This window comes from Streptomyces sp. NPDC102441, from assembly GCF_044765585.1.
Lineage (GTDB): Bacteria > Actinomycetota > Actinomycetes > Streptomycetales > Streptomycetaceae > Streptomyces.
On sequence record NZ_JBIWKH010000005.1, the window covers coordinates 159,991 to 176,326 of the forward strand.

Annotated in this window: 12 protein-coding genes and 1 pseudogene; 2 read left to right on the forward strand and 11 right to left on the reverse strand. The window is 71.2% G+C overall.

Annotated elements, in window-relative coordinates; all coding sequences use genetic code 11:
• Positions 1-4 precede the first annotated feature (4 nt).
• Positions 5-499, reverse strand: a complete 495-nt coding sequence (locus ACIREO_RS12210) for a DUF1269 domain-containing protein (RefSeq protein ID WP_404107782.1) — start codon at positions 497-499, stop codon at positions 5-7.
• Positions 500-633: 134 nt separating this feature from the next.
• Here ACIREO_RS12210 and ACIREO_RS12215 point away from each other — a divergent pair.
• Positions 634-1,749, forward strand: a pseudogene (locus ACIREO_RS12215) (chemotaxis protein).
• Positions 1,750-1,860: 111 nt separating this feature from the next.
• Complete coding sequence (locus ACIREO_RS12220; RefSeq protein ID WP_404107785.1) at positions 1,861-2,268, forward strand: hypothetical protein; 408 nt, start codon at positions 1,861-1,863, stop codon at positions 2,266-2,268.
• 59 nt (positions 2,269-2,327) lie between these two features.
• On the opposite strand, the gene ACIREO_RS12225 is transcribed toward ACIREO_RS12220, so the two are convergent.
• From ACIREO_RS12225 to fdh, 10 genes are all read right to left on the reverse strand, one after another.
• Positions 2,328-4,715, reverse strand: coding sequence for a phosphoketolase (locus tag ACIREO_RS12225; protein WP_404107788.1), 2,388 nt, complete (start codon positions 4,713-4,715; stop codon positions 2,328-2,330).
• Positions 4,716-4,737: 22 nt separating this feature from the next.
• Positions 4,738-6,144 (reverse strand): NADP-dependent succinic semialdehyde dehydrogenase, encoded by a 1,407-nt coding sequence (locus ACIREO_RS12230; RefSeq protein WP_404107791.1) that lies wholly within the window; start codon positions 6,142-6,144, stop codon positions 4,738-4,740.
• A gap of 148 nt (positions 6,145-6,292) precedes the next feature.
• Positions 6,293-6,826 (reverse strand): ATP-binding protein, encoded by a 534-nt coding sequence (locus ACIREO_RS12235; RefSeq protein WP_404107793.1) that lies wholly within the window; start codon positions 6,824-6,826, stop codon positions 6,293-6,295.
• 153 nt (positions 6,827-6,979) lie between these two features.
• Complete coding sequence (locus tag ACIREO_RS12240; RefSeq protein WP_404107795.1) at positions 6,980-9,076, reverse strand: xanthine dehydrogenase family protein molybdopterin-binding subunit; 2,097 nt, start codon at positions 9,074-9,076, stop codon at positions 6,980-6,982.
• A 44-nt stretch (positions 9,077-9,120) separates the two neighbouring features.
• Positions 9,121-10,116 (reverse strand): FAD binding domain-containing protein, encoded by a 996-nt coding sequence (locus tag ACIREO_RS12245; protein ID WP_404107798.1) that lies wholly within the window; start codon positions 10,114-10,116, stop codon positions 9,121-9,123.
• Positions 10,113-10,685 (reverse strand): 2Fe-2S iron-sulfur cluster-binding protein, encoded by a 573-nt coding sequence (locus ACIREO_RS12250; protein WP_404107800.1) that lies wholly within the window; start codon positions 10,683-10,685, stop codon positions 10,113-10,115. Before ACIREO_RS12250 ends, ACIREO_RS12245 begins: the two co-directional genes overlap by 4 nt.
• Before the next feature lie 36 nt (positions 10,686-10,721).
• A complete protein-coding gene (locus ACIREO_RS12255) occupies positions 10,722-11,117 on the reverse strand; it encodes a hypothetical protein (protein ID WP_404107803.1) in 396 nt (131 codons plus the stop codon).
• Positions 11,118-11,129: 12 nt separating this feature from the next.
• Entirely contained in the window at positions 11,130-12,050 is a 921-nt protein-coding gene (gene nrfD, locus ACIREO_RS12260; RefSeq protein ID WP_404107806.1) for an NrfD/PsrC family molybdoenzyme membrane anchor subunit, read from the reverse strand.
• Positions 12,047-12,949 (reverse strand): 4Fe-4S dicluster domain-containing protein, encoded by a 903-nt coding sequence (locus ACIREO_RS12265; RefSeq protein ID WP_404107808.1) that lies wholly within the window; start codon positions 12,947-12,949, stop codon positions 12,047-12,049. The genes nrfD and ACIREO_RS12265 overlap by 4 nt, the downstream gene beginning before the upstream one ends.
• On the reverse strand, positions 12,946-16,218 hold the full coding sequence (gene fdh / locus ACIREO_RS12270; protein ID WP_404107811.1) for a formate dehydrogenase: 3,273 nt from the start codon (positions 16,216-16,218) through the stop codon (positions 12,946-12,948). The genes ACIREO_RS12265 and fdh overlap by 4 nt, the downstream gene beginning before the upstream one ends.
• Positions 16,219-16,336 lie beyond the last annotated feature (118 nt).

The window sequence follows — 16,336 nt, forward strand, 5'->3', positions numbered from 1 at the left end:
AACGTCATTCCGTGTCGTCGCCGAAGATGTCGCGGAGCTTGGCCTCGCGCTCCGGGTCGAGGTTGCTGTGCAGCAGTTCGGCGCCACCGCCGGGCAGCGACTCGCTGATGCGGCTGGGCACCTCGTCGAGAGTGAGCAGGAAGAGCGCCGATGTCCCGGGCGTCACCTCCCGCTTGACCTCGGCGATGAAGTCGTCGTCGATGCCGACGTCGGCGAGCCTTCCGCCGAGCGCACCGGCCGCGGCTCCGACGGCCGCGCCGAGCAGAGGCATCAGGAAGATCAGCCCGAAGAGCATTCCCCAGAAGGTGCCGCTCAGCGCGCCCGCGCCGACGAGGTTGATCAACTGCTTGGTCTTCGGCTTGGAACGCCTGTCCGGCCAGGTCACGACAGCCGCGTCGAGGATCTTGACCAGACCTTCCTTCTGGAGGGACTTCAACGCGGCCTCCACACTCTCCGCGCCTTCGGCCGTCCGGAACTTCCACACCGTGAGCGTGGACATCGCGTCTACCTCCGAAAGAACGGGGAATAATTCGCCCATACTAGGATCAAAAGGTATGAATTGACTCGTTGGGCGACCCCTCCGCACAGAGGCGGCCCCAGCATCGCGGACCCCGAACCCTCCGGGAGGGAACGATGGATACGGACGCCCTGACGCCCGGCCTGCTGCAGGAACTTCGCGCGACCAGGCCCTATCCGGCCCTGTCGCTGACGATGCCGACCCACCGACGCGCGCCGGACAACGCCCAGGACGCCGTACGGCTGCGGAACCTCGTGGCCGAGGCCGGCAACCGGCTGGCCGCCGATCCCCGGGTGACCCACGAGACACAGAGGGCCGTGAAGGCGCAGCTGGACCGCGCGGCCGCCGACGTCGACCAGCGACGCGCCCTGGACTCACTGGTCATCCTGGCCGACACGGACGGCTACCAGATCTGACAGCTGCCGCGGACTGCTCCCGAGCGCGTCGTCCTGAGCGACTCCTACCTCACACGCAACCTCGTCGCGGCCAAGGCGGGGGCACAGCTGTTCTGGGTGCTCAGCGTGTCCGCCGAACACGCGGCACTCTGGTCGGGGACGAACGAGGTGCTGCGTGCCGAGAACAGGAACGGATTCCCGCTGAGCCCCCCGCACGAGAACTTCGACCCGGAGCGCCAGGCCCGGAGCGGCGGCGCCCCGAGCCTCTACTCCAACGAGGACACCCGCAGCTTCTTCCGCACGGTCGACAGCAAGCTGCGCGGCGTACTGACGGCGGACCCCCGGCCGCTGTTCCTGGTCGGACTGCCGCAGGCACTCTCCTTGCTCGAGGACGTCGGAGAGTGTGCCGGGTCGGCCGCCTGCAAGGTCCCGAAGGGGACGACGGCGGAAACGACCGCAGCCGAGCTGGCCGACGAGCTGAAGGCCGCACTGGACGACTGGCGCGGGCAGACGGACGCCTCCGTCCGGGACAGGCTCGACACCGCCCGGGGCGCCAAGTCCTTCGCCAGCGGGCTCGACGAGGTCTGGACGGCCGCCGGGGAGAGCCGCGTGGCCCTCGTCGCGGTAGAGGAGCACTTCCAGCAGACGGTGCGCGTCGACGACAACCACCTGCAGCCCGTGGACCCGGCGGACGTCGCGCCGGAGGACGGCGGGATCCGCGAGGACGTCGTGGACGAGCTCATCGAGACGGTTCTGGACAACGGCGGCGAAGTGGTGTTCGTGGCCGATGACTCCCTCGCCGGCCACGGCCGGATCGCGGCAGCTCTGCGCTTCTGACCGCGTGTCCCTACGTGAGGATTATGTGAATTATGTCTAGGTTTGGCGCTCCGAAGTTGATCTCACCACGTTGATCCCACTGATCACGTCGTGCACGAAGGAGAGCCATTCATGGACCGATTCAGGCGCGCGTCAGCGGCTGCCCTGCTGACAGCGGTGGCACTGGCCGGCGCGGTGGGCGGGGCCGCGGCGTCGTCCGGTGTCCCCGCACCGCCGTCCGGGGAGCGCGCGCAGGACCTCGCGACGCGTCCGGCCCTATCCGCCCACGCGACCGCCCGCAACGTGTCGGCCTGGGAGGAGTTCCGCATCCACGGCTCCGCCCGGAACGTCGGCTCCGGCACCCCGGTCACTCTCCAGCAGAAGCAGGGCAAGCGCTGGGTGTCGCTGCCCGTCACGATGAGGACCGCCCGCAGCGGCGAGTACACCCTGCGCGTGAAGCTGGGCATGAAGGGCGAGAACGCCCTCCGGATGATCGGCGCCGGTGCTGTCTCGCCCGTCGTCCGCACGACCGTGAACTGAACGCCCCACCACGCGCTTCGGCCGGCCCGCGAAGAGCGGACCGGCCACGCGTCCTTCAGTCAGCCCTCCCAGGTCCAGTCGGCGACCTCTGGCAGGTCCGTTCCGTGTTCCCGGATCCAGTCGTGGTGGCGGGTGCGTACGTCCGCCATCGCCTGCCGGACGGCGACGGCACGGACCCCGAGACCGGGGACCCGGTCGACCACGTCCATGACCAGCCGGTAGCGGTCCAGGTCGTTGCGGACCACCATGTCGAACGGTGTGGTGGTGGTCCCCTCCTCCTTGTAGCCCCGGACATGCAGATGCGCGTGTCCCGCGCGCCGGTACGCGAGACGGTGCACCAGCCAGGGATAGCCGTGATAGGCGAAGATCACCGGCCTGTCCCGGGTGAAGAGGGAGTCGTACTCCGCGTCCGGCATCCCGTGCGGGTGCTCCTCGTGGGGCAGCAGCCGGGTCATGTCGACCACGTTCACCACGCGCACGGCGAGCTCAGGAAGGTGACGCCGCAGCAGGCCGGCCGCGGCCATCGTCTCCAGCGTCGGTACGTCTCCGGCACAGGCCAGCACGACGTCGGGTTCACGGCTGCCGTCCTCGGTACCGGCCCATTCCCACACCCCGGCCCCCCGGGCGCAGTGCGCGCGTGCCTCGTCGAGGGTGAGCCAGTCGAAGCCGGGCTGCTTGCCGGCGACGATCACGTTCACGTAGTCGCGGCTGCGCAGTACGTGGTCGGCGGTGGACAGCAGCGTGTTGGCGTCCGGCGGCAGATAGACCCGGACGACCTCGGGGCTCTTGTTGAGGATGTGGTCGACGAAGCCGGGGTCCTGGTGGGAGAAGCCGTTGTGGTCCTGACGCCAGACGTGCGAGGTGAGCAGGTAGTTCAGAGAGGCGATGGGCGCGCGCCAGTGCAGCCGACGCGAGGTGCGCAGCCACTTGATGTGCTGGTTGACCATCGAGTCGATGATATGGGCGAAGGCCTCGTACGAGGAGAACAGCCCGTGGCGCCCGGTGAGGAGGTATCCCTCCAGCCAGCCCTGGCAGAGGTGTTCCGAGAGGACTTCCATCACCCTGCCGTCGCGGGCCAGATGCTCGTCGGTCGGGAGGACCTCCGCCTGCCATGCCTTGCCGGTGGCTTCGTAGAGCGCGCCCAGACGGTTGGACTCGGTCTCGTCGGGACCCACCACGCGGAAGTTCCTGCGGTCGGCGGTCGCCGCCATGACCTCTGCGAGGAGTCCGCCCAGGGCCCGGGTGGGCTCGTGCAGGACGGTCCCCGGCTTGTCGACCCGTACCGCGTGGTCCTCCAGGGTGGGGAGCGGCAGATCGCGCAGGAGCAGCCCGCCGTTGGCGTACGGCGTCGAGCCGAGCCTGGCCGCGCCCTCGGGGACGCAGTCCAGGACCTGGGCGGTGGGCCGGCCCTCGGAGTCGAAGAGCTCCCCGGGCCGGTAGGAGCGCATCCACTCCTCCAGCTGACGCAGGTGGCCGGGGTTGTCGCGGACGCCCGGCAACGGGACCTGGTGGGCGCGCCAGGTGTTCTCGACGGGGAGTCCGTCCACGTCCTCGGGCCCGGTCCAGCCCTTGGGGGTGCGCAGCACGATCATCGGCCAGCGGGGCCGCGCGGATGCGCCCTCGGCGCGCGCCGCTCGCTGGTACTCCTCGATACGGTCCACGGCGAGGTCCATGGCGGCGGCCAGCGCGCGGTGGACCACGGCGGGTTCGTCGCCTTCGACGTAGAGCGGGTCGTGGCCGTATCCGCGCAGGAGCGCGTCGAGTTCGCCCTCGGGCAGCCGGGCGAGCACCGTCGGGTTAGCGATCTTGTATCCGTTGAGATGGAGGATCGGCAGGACGGCACCGTCATGGACGGGGTCGAGGAACTTGTTCGAGTGCCAGGACGCGGCCAGCGGCCCCGTCTCCGCCTCACCGTCGCCGACGACGCAGGCGACGAGCAGCTCCGGGTTGTCGAAGGCCGCGCCGTAGGCATGGGTGAGCGAGTATCCCAGCTCGCCGCCCTCATGGATGGAACCCGGGGTCTCCGGGGCGACATGGCTGGGCACACCGCCGGGGAAGGAGAACTGCTTGAACAGTGCTCCCATCCCTGCGCGGTCGCGGCTGACATCGGGGTACGTCTCCGAATAGCTGCCCTCCAGCCAGGAGTTGGCGAGGACGGCGGGGCCGCCGTGGCCCGGCCCCCAGACGCAGAGGGCCTGCCGGCTCCGTGCCTTGACGACCCTGTTGAGATGGGTGTGGACCAGGTTCAGCCCGGGCGAGGTGCCCCAGTGGCCGAGAAGCCTCGGCTTGATGTGCTCGGGGGCCAGCGGCTCTTCGAGGAGGGGGTTGGCTATCAGATAGATCTGGCCGACCGCGAGATAGTTGGCGGCACGCCAGTGCGCGTCGAGTGCCGAGATCTCGGTGTCGGACAGGGCGGATGCCCCGGACGGTGTTCGGGCGTCGGTCATGAGGCGTCTCCCTGGGGCATGACTAGCCGGCGTCCGAGCCGGGGCCGTACCAGACGGTGGTGGCGTTGCAGAACTCGCGGATGCCGTGTCCTGCCAGCTCCCGCCCGTAGCCGGAGCGCTTCACCCCGCCGAACGGCAGCGCGGGGTGGGAGGCCGTCATGCCGTTGAAGAACACCCCGCCGGCCTCCAGGTCGCGCACACAGCGTTCCATCTCCCCCTGGTCACGCGTCCAGACGTTGGAACTGAGCCCGAAGGGTGTGTCGTTGGCGAGATCCACGGCCTCGTCGAGGTCCGCCACCCGGTAGAGCGTCGCCACCGGGCCGAAGGTCTCCTCACGGTGGATGCGCATGTCGGGGGTGACCCCGGTGAGCACGGTGGGCTCGTAGAACCAGCCACGGTCCAGTCCCTCGGGCCGCTTGCCCCCGCACAGCGCGGTGGCGCCCTTGGCGAGGGCGTCCTCGACGAGTTCCTCCAGGTCGGTGCGGCCCTGTTCGCTGGAGAGCGGTCCCACGTCGGTGGACTCCTCCAGCGGGTCGCCGACGGTCAGGGCGCGCATCCCGGCGGTGAACCCCTCGGTGAAGGCGTCGTAGGCGTCCGTGTGGACGATGAAGCGCTTCGCGGCGATGCAGGACTGGCCGTTGTTCTGGACGCGGGCGGTCACCGCGGTCTTCGCGGCCTGCTCGACGTCCGCCGACGGCAGGACCACGTAGGGGTCGCTGCCGCCGAGTTCCAGCACGGTCTTCTTCACCTCGTCGCCCGCGACGGAGGCGACCGCGCGGCCGGCCGGTTCGCTGCCGGTGAGCGTCGCCGCGGCGACCCTCGGGTCGCGCAGGACCGCCTCGACGGCGCCCGAGCCGATGAGGAGCGTCTGGAAACAGCCGGCGGGGAACCCCGCCCTGGTGAACAGGTCCTCGATGTAGAGGGCGGTCTGCGGCACGTTCGAGGCGTGCTTGAGCAGACCGGTGTTGCCCGCCATGAGGGCGGGCGCGGCGAAGCGCATGACCTGCCAGAGCGGGAAGTTCCACGGCATCACGGCGAGCACGACGCCCAGCGGCCGGTAGTGCACCCGGGCGCGGACGGCACCGGAGTCCTTGACGTCGGTGTCGTCGGGGTGCTCGTCGGCGAGCAGGCGCTCGGCTTCGGCCGCGTACCAGCGCATCGCCTTGGCGCACTTGGCGGCCTCGGCCCTGGCGGCCTTGACGGGCTTGCCCATCTCGGTGGTCATGGTGCGGGCGATGTCCTGCTGGTCCTCGTCGAGGAGATCGGCGGCCCGGTTCAGCAGGCGGGCGCGCTCGGCGAAGTCCGTGGTGCGGTAGCTGCGGAACGCACGGTGTGCGGCGGCGAGCCTGCGCTCGGTCTCCCGCTCGTCCAGTGCGTCGAATGTCCTGAGCGTCTCGCCGTTCGCGGGATTGACCGTCGCGATGGGCATGGCACTGCCTCCTTGCGTTGTTCTTCGACCGTGCCGCGCCACGCCGCGGCGCGCAACGCGGCCCTCTCCCACGCGTACCCGGCCGGCGCGGATCATGCGTGCTCCGGGCACACCGTCCACGCCGGCCGGGCCGGCACCGGGCTGTTCGTCACACGAGTTCGGCCACCGGGCCGCTCTCGACCACCGGGCCGCTCCCGGCCACCGGGCCGACTTCGTCCATCGGGCCGACTTCGTCCATCGGGCCGCTGAGGAACGTACGGCCGCCGGGGAGCGGCGTACGCGGAAGCAGTCCGGTGGTGACCGGCGTCTCGGCGTAGCGCGTGAACCACACCACCTTGCCGTCGGCGGTCCGGCAGGTGCCCCAGCTGTCGCTCAGGGCCATGACACGGCTGAGGCCGCCGCCACCGCCGTCGAGCAGCCGGGGCATCCGGGAGTCGTTGTCGGCCACGGACACCGTCAGGTGCCGGCCGCTCCAGCGGAGCTCGACGACGCAGTGGTTGTCGTCGCCGACGTGTCGCTGGACGTTCGTCAGGAGCTCTTCCGCGGCCCGGCACACCGGCCGGACGTGCAGGTCGAGACTCCAGTGACGAAGGTGTGCGGCGACTATGCGCCGCAACTGGGAAATGCGCTCTGCCGACACCTGCAGTTCGACCAGATAGTGCCGGTCGAGTGGAACGGTCATCGTCGAGGCTCCTCACCGCGAGGCTCACGAACTTCACCCCGTTCGAACCAACGACCCCCGAACACGAAGCGTGAGCAGTAATCACTTCTGGGTCACTCATCAGGGTGACCCGAGGGGGCCGGTTGCGCAACCGAAGGAGCCTGGCACCGGGTGTCACGGCAGGTAGGGCAGCAGTTTGTCCGGGGTGAGGGGAAGCTCGCGCACCCGGGCCCCGGTGGCGTGCCGTACGGCGTTCCCGATCGCGGCCGCGGTTCCGACGATGCCGATCTCGCCGATGCCCTTGCTGCCCATGGGGTTGAGGTGCGGGTCTTCCTCGTCGATCCAGTGCGCCTGGATGTCGGGGACGTCGGCGCAGGACGGCACGTGGTAGGAGGCCAGGTCGCACTCGGTGAAGTCACCGAAAAGGGGGTCCATGGTGCTGCCCTCGGTGAGGGCCATGCCGAGGCCCATGACCATGCCGCCGATGAACTGGGAGCGTGCCGTACGGGAGTTGAGGATGCGTCCGGCGGCGAACACGCCGAGCATTCTGCGAACCCGCACCTCGCCGGTGAGGGAGTCCACCGCCACCTCGGCGAAGTGGGCGCCGAAGGCGTGCCGTGAGTACGGGGACTCCTGCGCCGTCTCCTCACCGGTGTCGGCGGTGACGGTGATGCCCTCCGGCGGGAGCGGCCCGGTGTGCTCCGCGAGCCGGCGGACCAGCCCGGTGGCCGCCTTGTGCACCGCCGAGCCCCAGGAGGCCGTGCCCGAGGAGCCGCCCGCGACGGACCCGGCGGGCAGGTCGCTGCTGCCGATGTCGATCGTCACGTTCTCCTGGGGGGTGTCCAGCACGGAGGCGGCGATCTGCGCCATCACGGTGCGGGCGCCGGTGCCGATGTCCGTGGCGTTGACCCCGATGCGGTAGGAGCCGTCGGGAGCGGCCTGCGCCGAGGCCGCCGACTTCGAGACCATCACGGGGTACGTCGCCGAGGCGACCCCCGTGCCGAGCAGCCAGGGCCCGTCCTCGCGTGCGGCGGGCTGCGGGTCGCGGTCGAGCCAGCCGAAGCGCCGGGCTCCCTCGCTCAGACAGGCCGCGAGGTTGCGGCTGCTGAACGGGCGCCCGCTGTCGGGTTCGTCCTGGGGTTCGTTGCGCAGTCTCAGCTCGACGGGATCGATCCCGAGGGCGTTCGCCAGTTCGTCCATGGCCGACTCCAGGGCGTACATGCCCGAGGCCTCTCCCGGTGCGCGCATCCAGGACGGGCTGGGCACGTCGAGTGCCGCCACCCGGTGCTCCGTGCGGCTGTGGGGCGAGGCGTACATGATGCGGGCCGGCACGGCTGCCTGCTCGACGAACTCCTTGATCTGCGAGGTGTGGGTGACGATCTCGTGGGAGACGCTGGAGAGGACGCCGTCGCGGTCGGCGCCCAGACGGACCCGCTGCAGCGTGGGTGCGCGATGCCCGACGATCGCCGCCATGTACCGCCGGGGCAGGGCCAGCTGGACCGGAAGGCCGGTGTGCCGTGCGGCCATCGAGGCCAGGACGGCCTGCGGACGCGGGGTGCCCTTGGAGCCGAAGCCGCCACCGACGTGTTCGGAGATGACGGTGATGCGGTCCCGGTCGAGCCCGAAGGCCTTGGCGAGGCTGTCGCGTACGACGGTCGATCCCTGGCTGGAGTCGTGGACGGTCAGATGTCCGTCGTCCCACCGTGCGGTGGACGCATGCGGTTCCATGGGGTGGTTGTGCAGCCCCCCCAGCGTGTAGGTGGCGTCGATCCGCACGGGTGCGGCGTCGAACCCGCGCATGGCGTCGCCGCGTTCCCGCAGGGCCGGGAAGCCGCCGTTCGCCTCCTCGGGGGTGTAGAGGCCCGGGTGGTCCCAAGTGAGGACGACGTCGTGCCCGGTGGTGGCGTACTCGACGTACACCGCTTCCGCACCGGCCCGCGCGGATTCCAGGCTCTCCGCCACGACGAGGGCGACGGGCCAGCCCCGGTGCGGCACCCGGTCGTCCTGGAGCACGGCGAGGATCGGGTCGTCGGGCTCCTTCAGCCTCGGCGCGTTGTCCTTGGTCAGGACGGTGTGCACCCCCGGAACCGCGAGCGCGTCGGCGGTGCGGATCGCGGTGACGCGCCCGCTCGCGACGGTGGCCGGGACGATCCAGCCGTACAGAAGGCCTGGCGCGGTGTGCTCCGCGGCGTAGCGGGCGGTGCCGGTGACCTTGTCCCGGCCCTCGCGGCGGACTACGGGCGCGCCCAGCGCCCGGGTGGAGTCGCTCATGACGGAAGTCCTCGGTTCGTCGGGGTGTGCGGGGCGACGGCGGGTCAGGCGGTCGCGGCCTCGGTGGTGAGTTCGGTCAGCGTCGCGACGGCCAGCCTGCGGGCCAGGACCACCTTGAAGCCGTTGTCGCGCAGGGGCCTGGCCGCTTCGAGCTCGACGCCGACCGCGCGCGCGAAGGTGTCCTCGTTCGCGGGGGCGCCGCGCAGCACGTCCTCTGCCAGCCGGGCACGCCAGGGCCGGTGCGCGAGCCCGCCGAAGGCGAGCGAAGCGTGGTCGACGCGTCCGTCGCGCACGCTCAGCACGACCGCGACGGAGGCCAGGGCGAAGGCGTACGAGGCGCGGTCCCTGGCCTTGCGGTAGAGGGAGACGGCCCCGGCGGGAGGCGGCGGCAGCACCACTTCGGTGATCAGCTCACCCGGACGGATCACCGTGTCCTGGTCCGGGTTGTCACCGGGAAGCCGGTGGAAGTCGGTCACGGGCACGGTCCGCTCCCCCTCGGGGCCGTGCAGCAGGACGGCGGCGTCGAGGGCGGCGAGGGCGACCGCCATGTCCGAGGGGTTGGTGGCGACACAGTCCTGCGAGTGGCCCAGCACCGCGAGATCCCGGTGCGCTCCCTCGCGGGCGGGGCAGCCAGAGCCCGGAGACCGCTTGTTGCAGGGCTTGGAGACGTCCTGGAAGTACGGGCACCGGGTGCGCTGGAGCAGGTTGCCGCCGGTGGTGGCGGTGTTGCGGAGCTGCCCGGACGCCCCCGCCAGCAGTGCCTGGGACAGGGCGGGATAGCCGCTCCGTACGTCGGGGTGGGCGGCGAGGTCGCTGTTGCGGACGGTCGCCCCGATCCGGAGGCCGCCGTCGTCCGTGCGTGTCACCCGGTCCAGAGGCAGCCGGCTGACGTCGACGAGCAGGCCGGGTGACTCCACCCCGAGTTTCATCAGGTCGACGAGATTGGTGCCGCCGCCGAGGAACCGTGCGGCGGGGTGCCCTGCGCCGGCGCGGACGGCTTCGGCCACGGAGGCGGGACGCAGATAGGCGAAGGGTTTCACGGGGCCACGTCCTTGATCGCCTCGACGATGTGCGGGTAGGCGCCGCACCGGCAGATGTTGCCGCTCATCCGCTCGCGGATCTCGTCCGCGTCGAGCGCGGCCGGTCCTCCGGCGGCGAGTGCCGCTCGCGCGGTGACGTGGGAGGGGAAGCCGTCCTCGGCCTCACCGAGCATCCCGGCGGCCGAGCAGATCTGCCCAGGGGTGCAGTAGCCGCACTGGAGCGCGTCCCTCTCCAGGAAGGCCGACTGCAGCGGATGCAGCCGGTCTCCGTCGGCCAGCCCTTCGACGGTGGTGATGTGGGCGTCCTCCTGCGCGACGGCCAGCAGGAGACAGCTGTTGGCGCGCCGGCCGTCGACGAGCACGGTGCAGGCTCCGCACTGGCCGTGGTCGCAGCCCTTCTTGGCGCCGGTGAGTCCGAGGTGCTCTCTCAGGGCGTCCAGCACGGTGGTGCGGTGATCGAGTGTCAGGGTCCGTGCCGTGCCGTTGACGTACAGGGTGAAGGTGGAACAGTCGTCGGGAGTCGGCACCTGGGCCGCTTCCGTGTCGACGGTCCCCGGGGTGGCGTTCATGCAGGCGTTACCTTCCGGGTTCGGGGCGGACGGTCGTCACGCGGGCCGGTGGCTCTCCAGCCGCAGGCGGATCTCCTGTTCCTGGTCGCCGGCCGCCGTCCCGACGAGCCGGACGGTGAATGCGTCCGCCAGGTGCTTGCGGAGGCGGTCGACCGCCCAGTAGCCGCCCTGCGCCTCGACCATCACCGGCGCGGAGAGCTGCGCGGGTCCGGGGCCCGTCTTCGTCTCGGAGACGTCGACCGTCGCCGTCCACACGGTGGGGCGCGTGTCCGAGGCCTCCTGGGGGGCGTCGCCCGCCGGACGGTCGGAGACGAAGGAGCTGCGCAGCACGTCGAACACGGTGCGCGCGTCCTCCTTCGGGCAGCCGGTCACCGCCACCACGACATCGCCGCTCTCCTGGTGTTCCTGTGCCTGTTCGTGCGTGCTGTTCACCCTGGGTTCCTTTCACTGGGAGCGCTCGGCGGCCTCACGCTGGGGGCCGACCGTGTGTACGGGGTCCTCGGCGGAGGCGATTCCCGCCGCGAAGACCCCGAAGCGTGTGCAGACCGAGCCCGCGAGCAGCGCGAGGCCCGCGCCTGCGGCGACGGGGCGGCTGCGGTGCCCGAGCAGGAGGGCCGCCGCCGCGCCGGCCGCGGTCAGCCCGCGTGCCGCGCGCATCAGCGTCCCGGCGCGGCCCTCACGGCAGGTCACCGCGACGGTGCCGAGGCGGCGCTCCATGGCTCGGCTCGCGGCGCCGTCGCCGACGGCCGCGAGTACGGATGCGTACCGGGCCGGGGTGTTCTCGTGGACGGGTCCGGCGACCAGGGCCATTCCGGCCGCCGCGGCGGTGGCCGACGCCGCGAAGAGGTAGGGGAGTTCGCGGTGTGCACCGTGCCAGGCCGGTACGGCGGTGTCGGCTGCCAGGACCGCGGTGTACGTCGCCAGGACGGGCCCCAGGACAGCGGCGGCCGCGGTGGCCGCCGCGCCGGTCCTCGGCAGCCGGCCGGTGACCGCGGTGAGGGCGGCCGCACCCGCGGCCGGTCCGTAGCCGGCGAGCAGCCAGGAGCCCATGCTCATCGGGGAGGTCGGCTTGAAGACGCGCAGCATGTTGGGGAACCGCGACGGGCGGCCGAGGTCGTGGACGAGCGCCGCCGCCGAGAGGCTGACGGCCGCGAGGGAGGACACCTTCAGGGCCTTGGCCGTGGTGCCACGGCCGGTCAGCTGGGCTCCGGCGGCGACGACGGAACCGGCCCCCGCCAGTCCGCCGAGGAAGAAGTATCCGGCGATGTCCTGGGCGGACCACGACGGTGCCTTGATGACAGGCCTGCCGTAGTAGGAGACGGGCTCGGCACGGCCTGCCTTCCTGCTGGACGTGCTGCTGGTCATGTGCGGCCGCTCCTTCGGGTGAGCAGGGGAAGGGCGAAGGAGAGGGCGGCGCCCGTGGCCAGCGACAGTGCGGCGATCCCCGCGTGACGCCACATGGCCGGCAGGTCCCGCGTGGTGACCACGGGGTGCGGGGGCAGGCCGTACACCTCGGGCTCGTCCATGAGGAGGAAGAACGCCCCGTCTCCCCCGACCCCGTTGTCCGGTTCATGGCCGTACAGCCGCGCCTCGGTCACTCCGGCCCCGTGCAGCTGCTCCACCCGCAGCGCGGCGCGTTCCCGCAGTTCGTCGAGCGGGCCGAACTGGATGGACTCGGTGGGGCAGGCCTTGGCGCAGGCCGGCTCCTGCCCCGCGCCGAGGCGGTCGTAGCACATGGTGCACTTGAATGCCCGGCCGTCCGTGGGGCGTTGCTCGATCACGCCGTAGGGGCAGGCGGGCACGCAGTAGCCGCAGCCGTTGCAGATGTCCTCCTGGACGACGACCGTGCCGAACTCCGTGCGGAACAGTGACCCGGTCGGGCAGACGTCCAGGCACGCGGCGTGGGTGCAGTGCTTGCAGACGTCCGAGGACATCAGCCACCGGACGCCGGAGGCGTCCTCCGGCTTCCCGGGATCCGGCTCGACGAGCGGCAGTTCCGTACGTCCGGCGGGCACGGGCTGTTCGATGAAGGCGACGTGGCGCCAGGTGGAGGCTCCCAGGCCGCCCGTGTTGTCGTACGACATGCCGGTCAGCGACAGCCCGTCCTCGGGGAGGGCGTTCCACTCCTTGCAGGCGACCTCGCACGCCTTGCAGCCGATGCAGACGGAGGTGTCGGTGAAGAACCCCACGCGCGGCGGGGCGTTCTCGTGTCCGGCGTCGCCTGCCGGATCGGGCTCGGGCCCGCTGAAGAGGTTGTTCCTCACGACGTCTCCTGCGTTCCGGTGGTCTCCGTGATCCCGGCCCGGCGGCGGTACTCCGCGACGAGTTCGGGCAGTGCGGGTCCCCTTGGCCTGCGTCCGGACCGGATGTCGGCGGTGAGCGCCTTGTCCTCCTGGATCAGGGCGTTGGGATCGAGTGCGATGGCCACCAGTTCGTTCGCCGCGTCGCCGGTGGAGATGCCGTTGGGGCCCCAGTGGAAGGGCAGGCCGATCTGGTGCACGGTCCGGCCCCGGACGGTCAGGGGCGTGATCCGGCGGGTCACCATGACGCGCGCCTCGACGGCGTTGCGCGCCGTGATGATCGTGGCCCAGCCGCCGTGCTCCAGCCCTCTCTCCGAGGCGAGCAGCGGCGACACCTCGCAGAAGAACTCCGGCTGCAGCTCGGACAGATACGGCGACCAGCGGCTCATCCCGCCCGCCGTGAAGTGTTCGGTGAGGCGGTGGGTGGTGACGACGTACGGGTACACCTCCGCGCCCGGCTCGTCGCCGCTCGGGTGGTAGCGGTTGCCCTCGCGGGGGTGCAGCTGCCTGACCGGCGAGCGGGAGCGCGAGGGGTGCAGGGCGTTGGTGAAGGGCGAGTCCTGCGGTTCGTAGTGCGTGGGCAGTGGGCCGTCCTCGAGGCCGGCGGGGGCGTACAGCCAGCCCTTGCCGTCGGCCTGCATGATGAACGGGTCGTCGCCGCGCAGCGCGTCGGGCCCCTCGGCGCCTGGTGGAGGCACGTGGCCGGGGGCACGGTCCGGGACGAAGTCCGGGACGTCGTACCCGGTCCACCGGCCTTCTACGTCGTCCCACCAGACGTAGGCCTTGCGGTCGCTCCACGGGCTGCCGTCGGGGGCCGCCGATGCCCGGTTGTAGAGGATGCGCCGGTTGGCCGGCCAGGCCCAGGCCCATTCGGCCGCCACCCAGTCCTGTTCTGTGTGGGGCTTGCGGCGGGCGGCCTGGTTGACGCCGTCCGCGTACACCCCGCAGTAGATCCAGCATCCGCACCGCGTCGAGCCGTCGTCCTTGAGCTCGGTGTAGGCGGAGAGCGGGGCACCGTCCGGGCCGTGCCCGTTGATCTCGGCCAGTACCGCCGCCGACACCGGTTCGTCGAGCGGCCCGTCGACGGGGTAGTCCCAGGTCAGGTCCTGGACGGCGCGGTCCATGGGGTCGGTGGACGCCGCGAGCCGCTCCTTGACGCGCCGGCCCAGGTGGTACATGAACCAGAGGTCACTGCGCGCGTCGCCCCCGGGCTCGACGGCCGCGTGGTGCCACTGGAGCCACCGGTTGGTGTTGGTGAAGGAGCCGGACTTCTCGGTGTGTGCCGCCGCCGGGAAGAAGAAGACCTCGGTGCCGATGTCGCCGGTGGTCATCTCCCCCGTCTCGGTCTCCGGGCCGTCCTGCCACCAGGTCGCGGACTCGATGAGCGAGAAGTCGCGCACGACCAGCCATTCGAGCTGGGCCATGCCGAGCCGCTGCAGTCGTGTGTTGGCGGAGCCGACCGCCGGGTTCTCACCCATGAGGAAGTAGCCCTTGCACTCCCCCGCCAGCTGCGCCATGACCGTCTCGTACGTGCCGTGGGAGCCGGTGAGGCGGGGCAGGTGGTCGAAGCAGAAGTCGTTCCCGGCCGTCGCCGCGTCGCCGTAGTAGGCCTTGAGCAGGCTGACGAAGTAGGCGCGCATGTTGCCCCAGAAGCCCTTGTCGGTGCGGCTCACCCGGATGAACGCGTCGAGGTTCTCGTGGGCGTGTGCGTGCGGCATCGGCAGATAGCCCGGCAGCAGGTTGAAGAGGGTCGGGATGTCACTGGAGCCCTGGATCGACGCGTGTCCGCGCAGGGCCTGGATGCCGCCCCCGGGCCTCCCGATGTTGCCGAGGAGCAGCTGGAGGACGCTCGCCGCGCGGATGCACTGGGCGCCGGTGGTGTGCTGGGTCCAGCCGACGGCGTACGCGAAGGCGGTGGTCCGCTCCCGTCCGGAGTTGGAGGTCAGCGCGTCGCAGACCTCCAGGAAGACCTCTCGCTTCACCCCGGTGATCTCCTCGACCATCTCGGGGGTGTAGCGCGCGTAGTGACGCTTGAGGACCTGGTAGACGCAGCGGGGGTCCTGAAGGGTTTCGTCGCGCGGGGGCCACGCACGGGTCTGGGGGCCTCCCGAGCCGTGGGTCTCGGACCCGGCCGCGGAGTGCACCCGTTCGTGCGCGTCGTCGTCGCCCGCGCGGTCCCCGTACTGCTCGTCCACGTCCCCGGCGGGCGCCTGCACCTCGGTGTCCCGGTACTGCCAGCTGCGGGGGTCGTAGTGGCCCCGCTCCTCGTCCAGGCCGGAGAAGACGCCGTCGAGGTCCTCGGTGTCCCTGAAGTCGTCGCCGACCAGCGTGGCGGCGTTGGTGTAGTTGAGGACGTACTCCCGGAAGTCCTTCTCCTCGCTGAGTACGTGGTTGATGATGCCACCGAGGAACGCGATGTCGCTGCCGGCCCGGATGGGCACGAAAAGGTCGGAGAGTGCGCTCGTGCGGGTGAAGCGCGGGTCCACATGGATGATCCGGGCGCCGCGGGCCTTCGCCTCCATCACCCACTGGAAGCCGACCGGATGGGCTTCGGCGAAGTTCGACCCCTGGATGATGACGCAGTCCGCGTGCTGGAGGTCCTGCATGAAGGTGGTCGCCCCGCCCCGGCCGAACGAGGTGCCGAGGCCGGCCACGGTGGAGCTGTGGCAGACCCGCGCCTGGTTCTCCACCTGCACGATGCCGAGCCCGGTGAAGAGCTTCTTGATCAGGTAGTTCTCTTCGTTGTCCAGGGTGGCGCCGCCGAGGCTGGCGATGCCCAGGGTGCGTGCCGTGCGGAGTCCTTCGTGCTCCCACTGCCAGGTCCTGCGCCTGGTCTCCACGACACGGTCCGCGACCATGTCCATCGCCGTCTCCAGGTCGAGCGGCTCCCATTCGGCTGCGTACGGGCGCCGGTACAGCACCTGGTGGCGGCGGGCCGGGCCGGTGGTGAGCTGGAGCGTCGCGGAGCCCTTGGGGCACAGCCTGCCGCGGCTGACCGGTGAGTCCGGGTCGCCTTCGATCTGGACGACCCGGTCGTCCTTGACGTACACCTGCTGGCCGCAGCCCACCGCGCAGTACGGGCAGACGGACTTGACGACGCGGTCCGCCGTGGCCGTACGGGGCCGGGCCTCTTCCGTCTCCCGCGACACCACCGCCCGCCCTCTGCCCAGAGGATCACCGCCGGTCAGCTGCCGGAACACGGGCCAGCGGCCGAGCGGGTTGCCTGCTCCCATCGCATTTCCTCCAGCGGTCCGGGGACTGACTCCAGGCTCGCCCCACGGCTCCGTGTCGGCGACACGAGCGGTGTTCCGACGGGCGGGCCCGCGAAAGATCTCGTACCCGGTGTGCGGC

Coding starts and splice junctions, on each gene's coding strand:
- ACIREO_RS12210 (WP_404107782.1), bottom strand. CDS start 499: ATGTCCACGCTCACGGTGTGGAAGTTCCGGACGGCCGAAGGCGCGGAG.
- ACIREO_RS12220 (WP_404107785.1), top strand. CDS start 1,861: ATGGACCGATTCAGGCGCGCGTCAGCGGCTGCCCTGCTGACAGCGGTG.
- ACIREO_RS12225 (WP_404107788.1), bottom strand. CDS start 4,715: ATGACCGACGCCCGAACACCGTCCGGGGCATCCGCCCTGTCCGACACC.
- ACIREO_RS12230 (WP_404107791.1), bottom strand. CDS start 6,144: ATGCCCATCGCGACGGTCAATCCCGCGAACGGCGAGACGCTCAGGACA.
- ACIREO_RS12235 (WP_404107793.1), bottom strand. CDS start 6,826: ATGACCGTTCCACTCGACCGGCACTATCTGGTCGAACTGCAGGTGTCG.
- ACIREO_RS12240 (WP_404107795.1), bottom strand. CDS start 9,076: ATGAGCGACTCCACCCGGGCGCTGGGCGCGCCCGTAGTCCGCCGCGAG.
- ACIREO_RS12250 (WP_404107800.1), bottom strand. CDS start 10,685: ATGAACGCCACCCCGGGGACCGTCGACACGGAAGCGGCCCAGGTGCCG.
- nrfD (WP_404107806.1), bottom strand. CDS start 12,050: ATGACCAGCAGCACGTCCAGCAGGAAGGCAGGCCGTGCCGAGCCCGTC.
- fdh (WP_404107811.1), bottom strand. CDS start 16,218: ATGGGAGCAGGCAACCCGCTCGGCCGCTGGCCCGTGTTCCGGCAGCTG.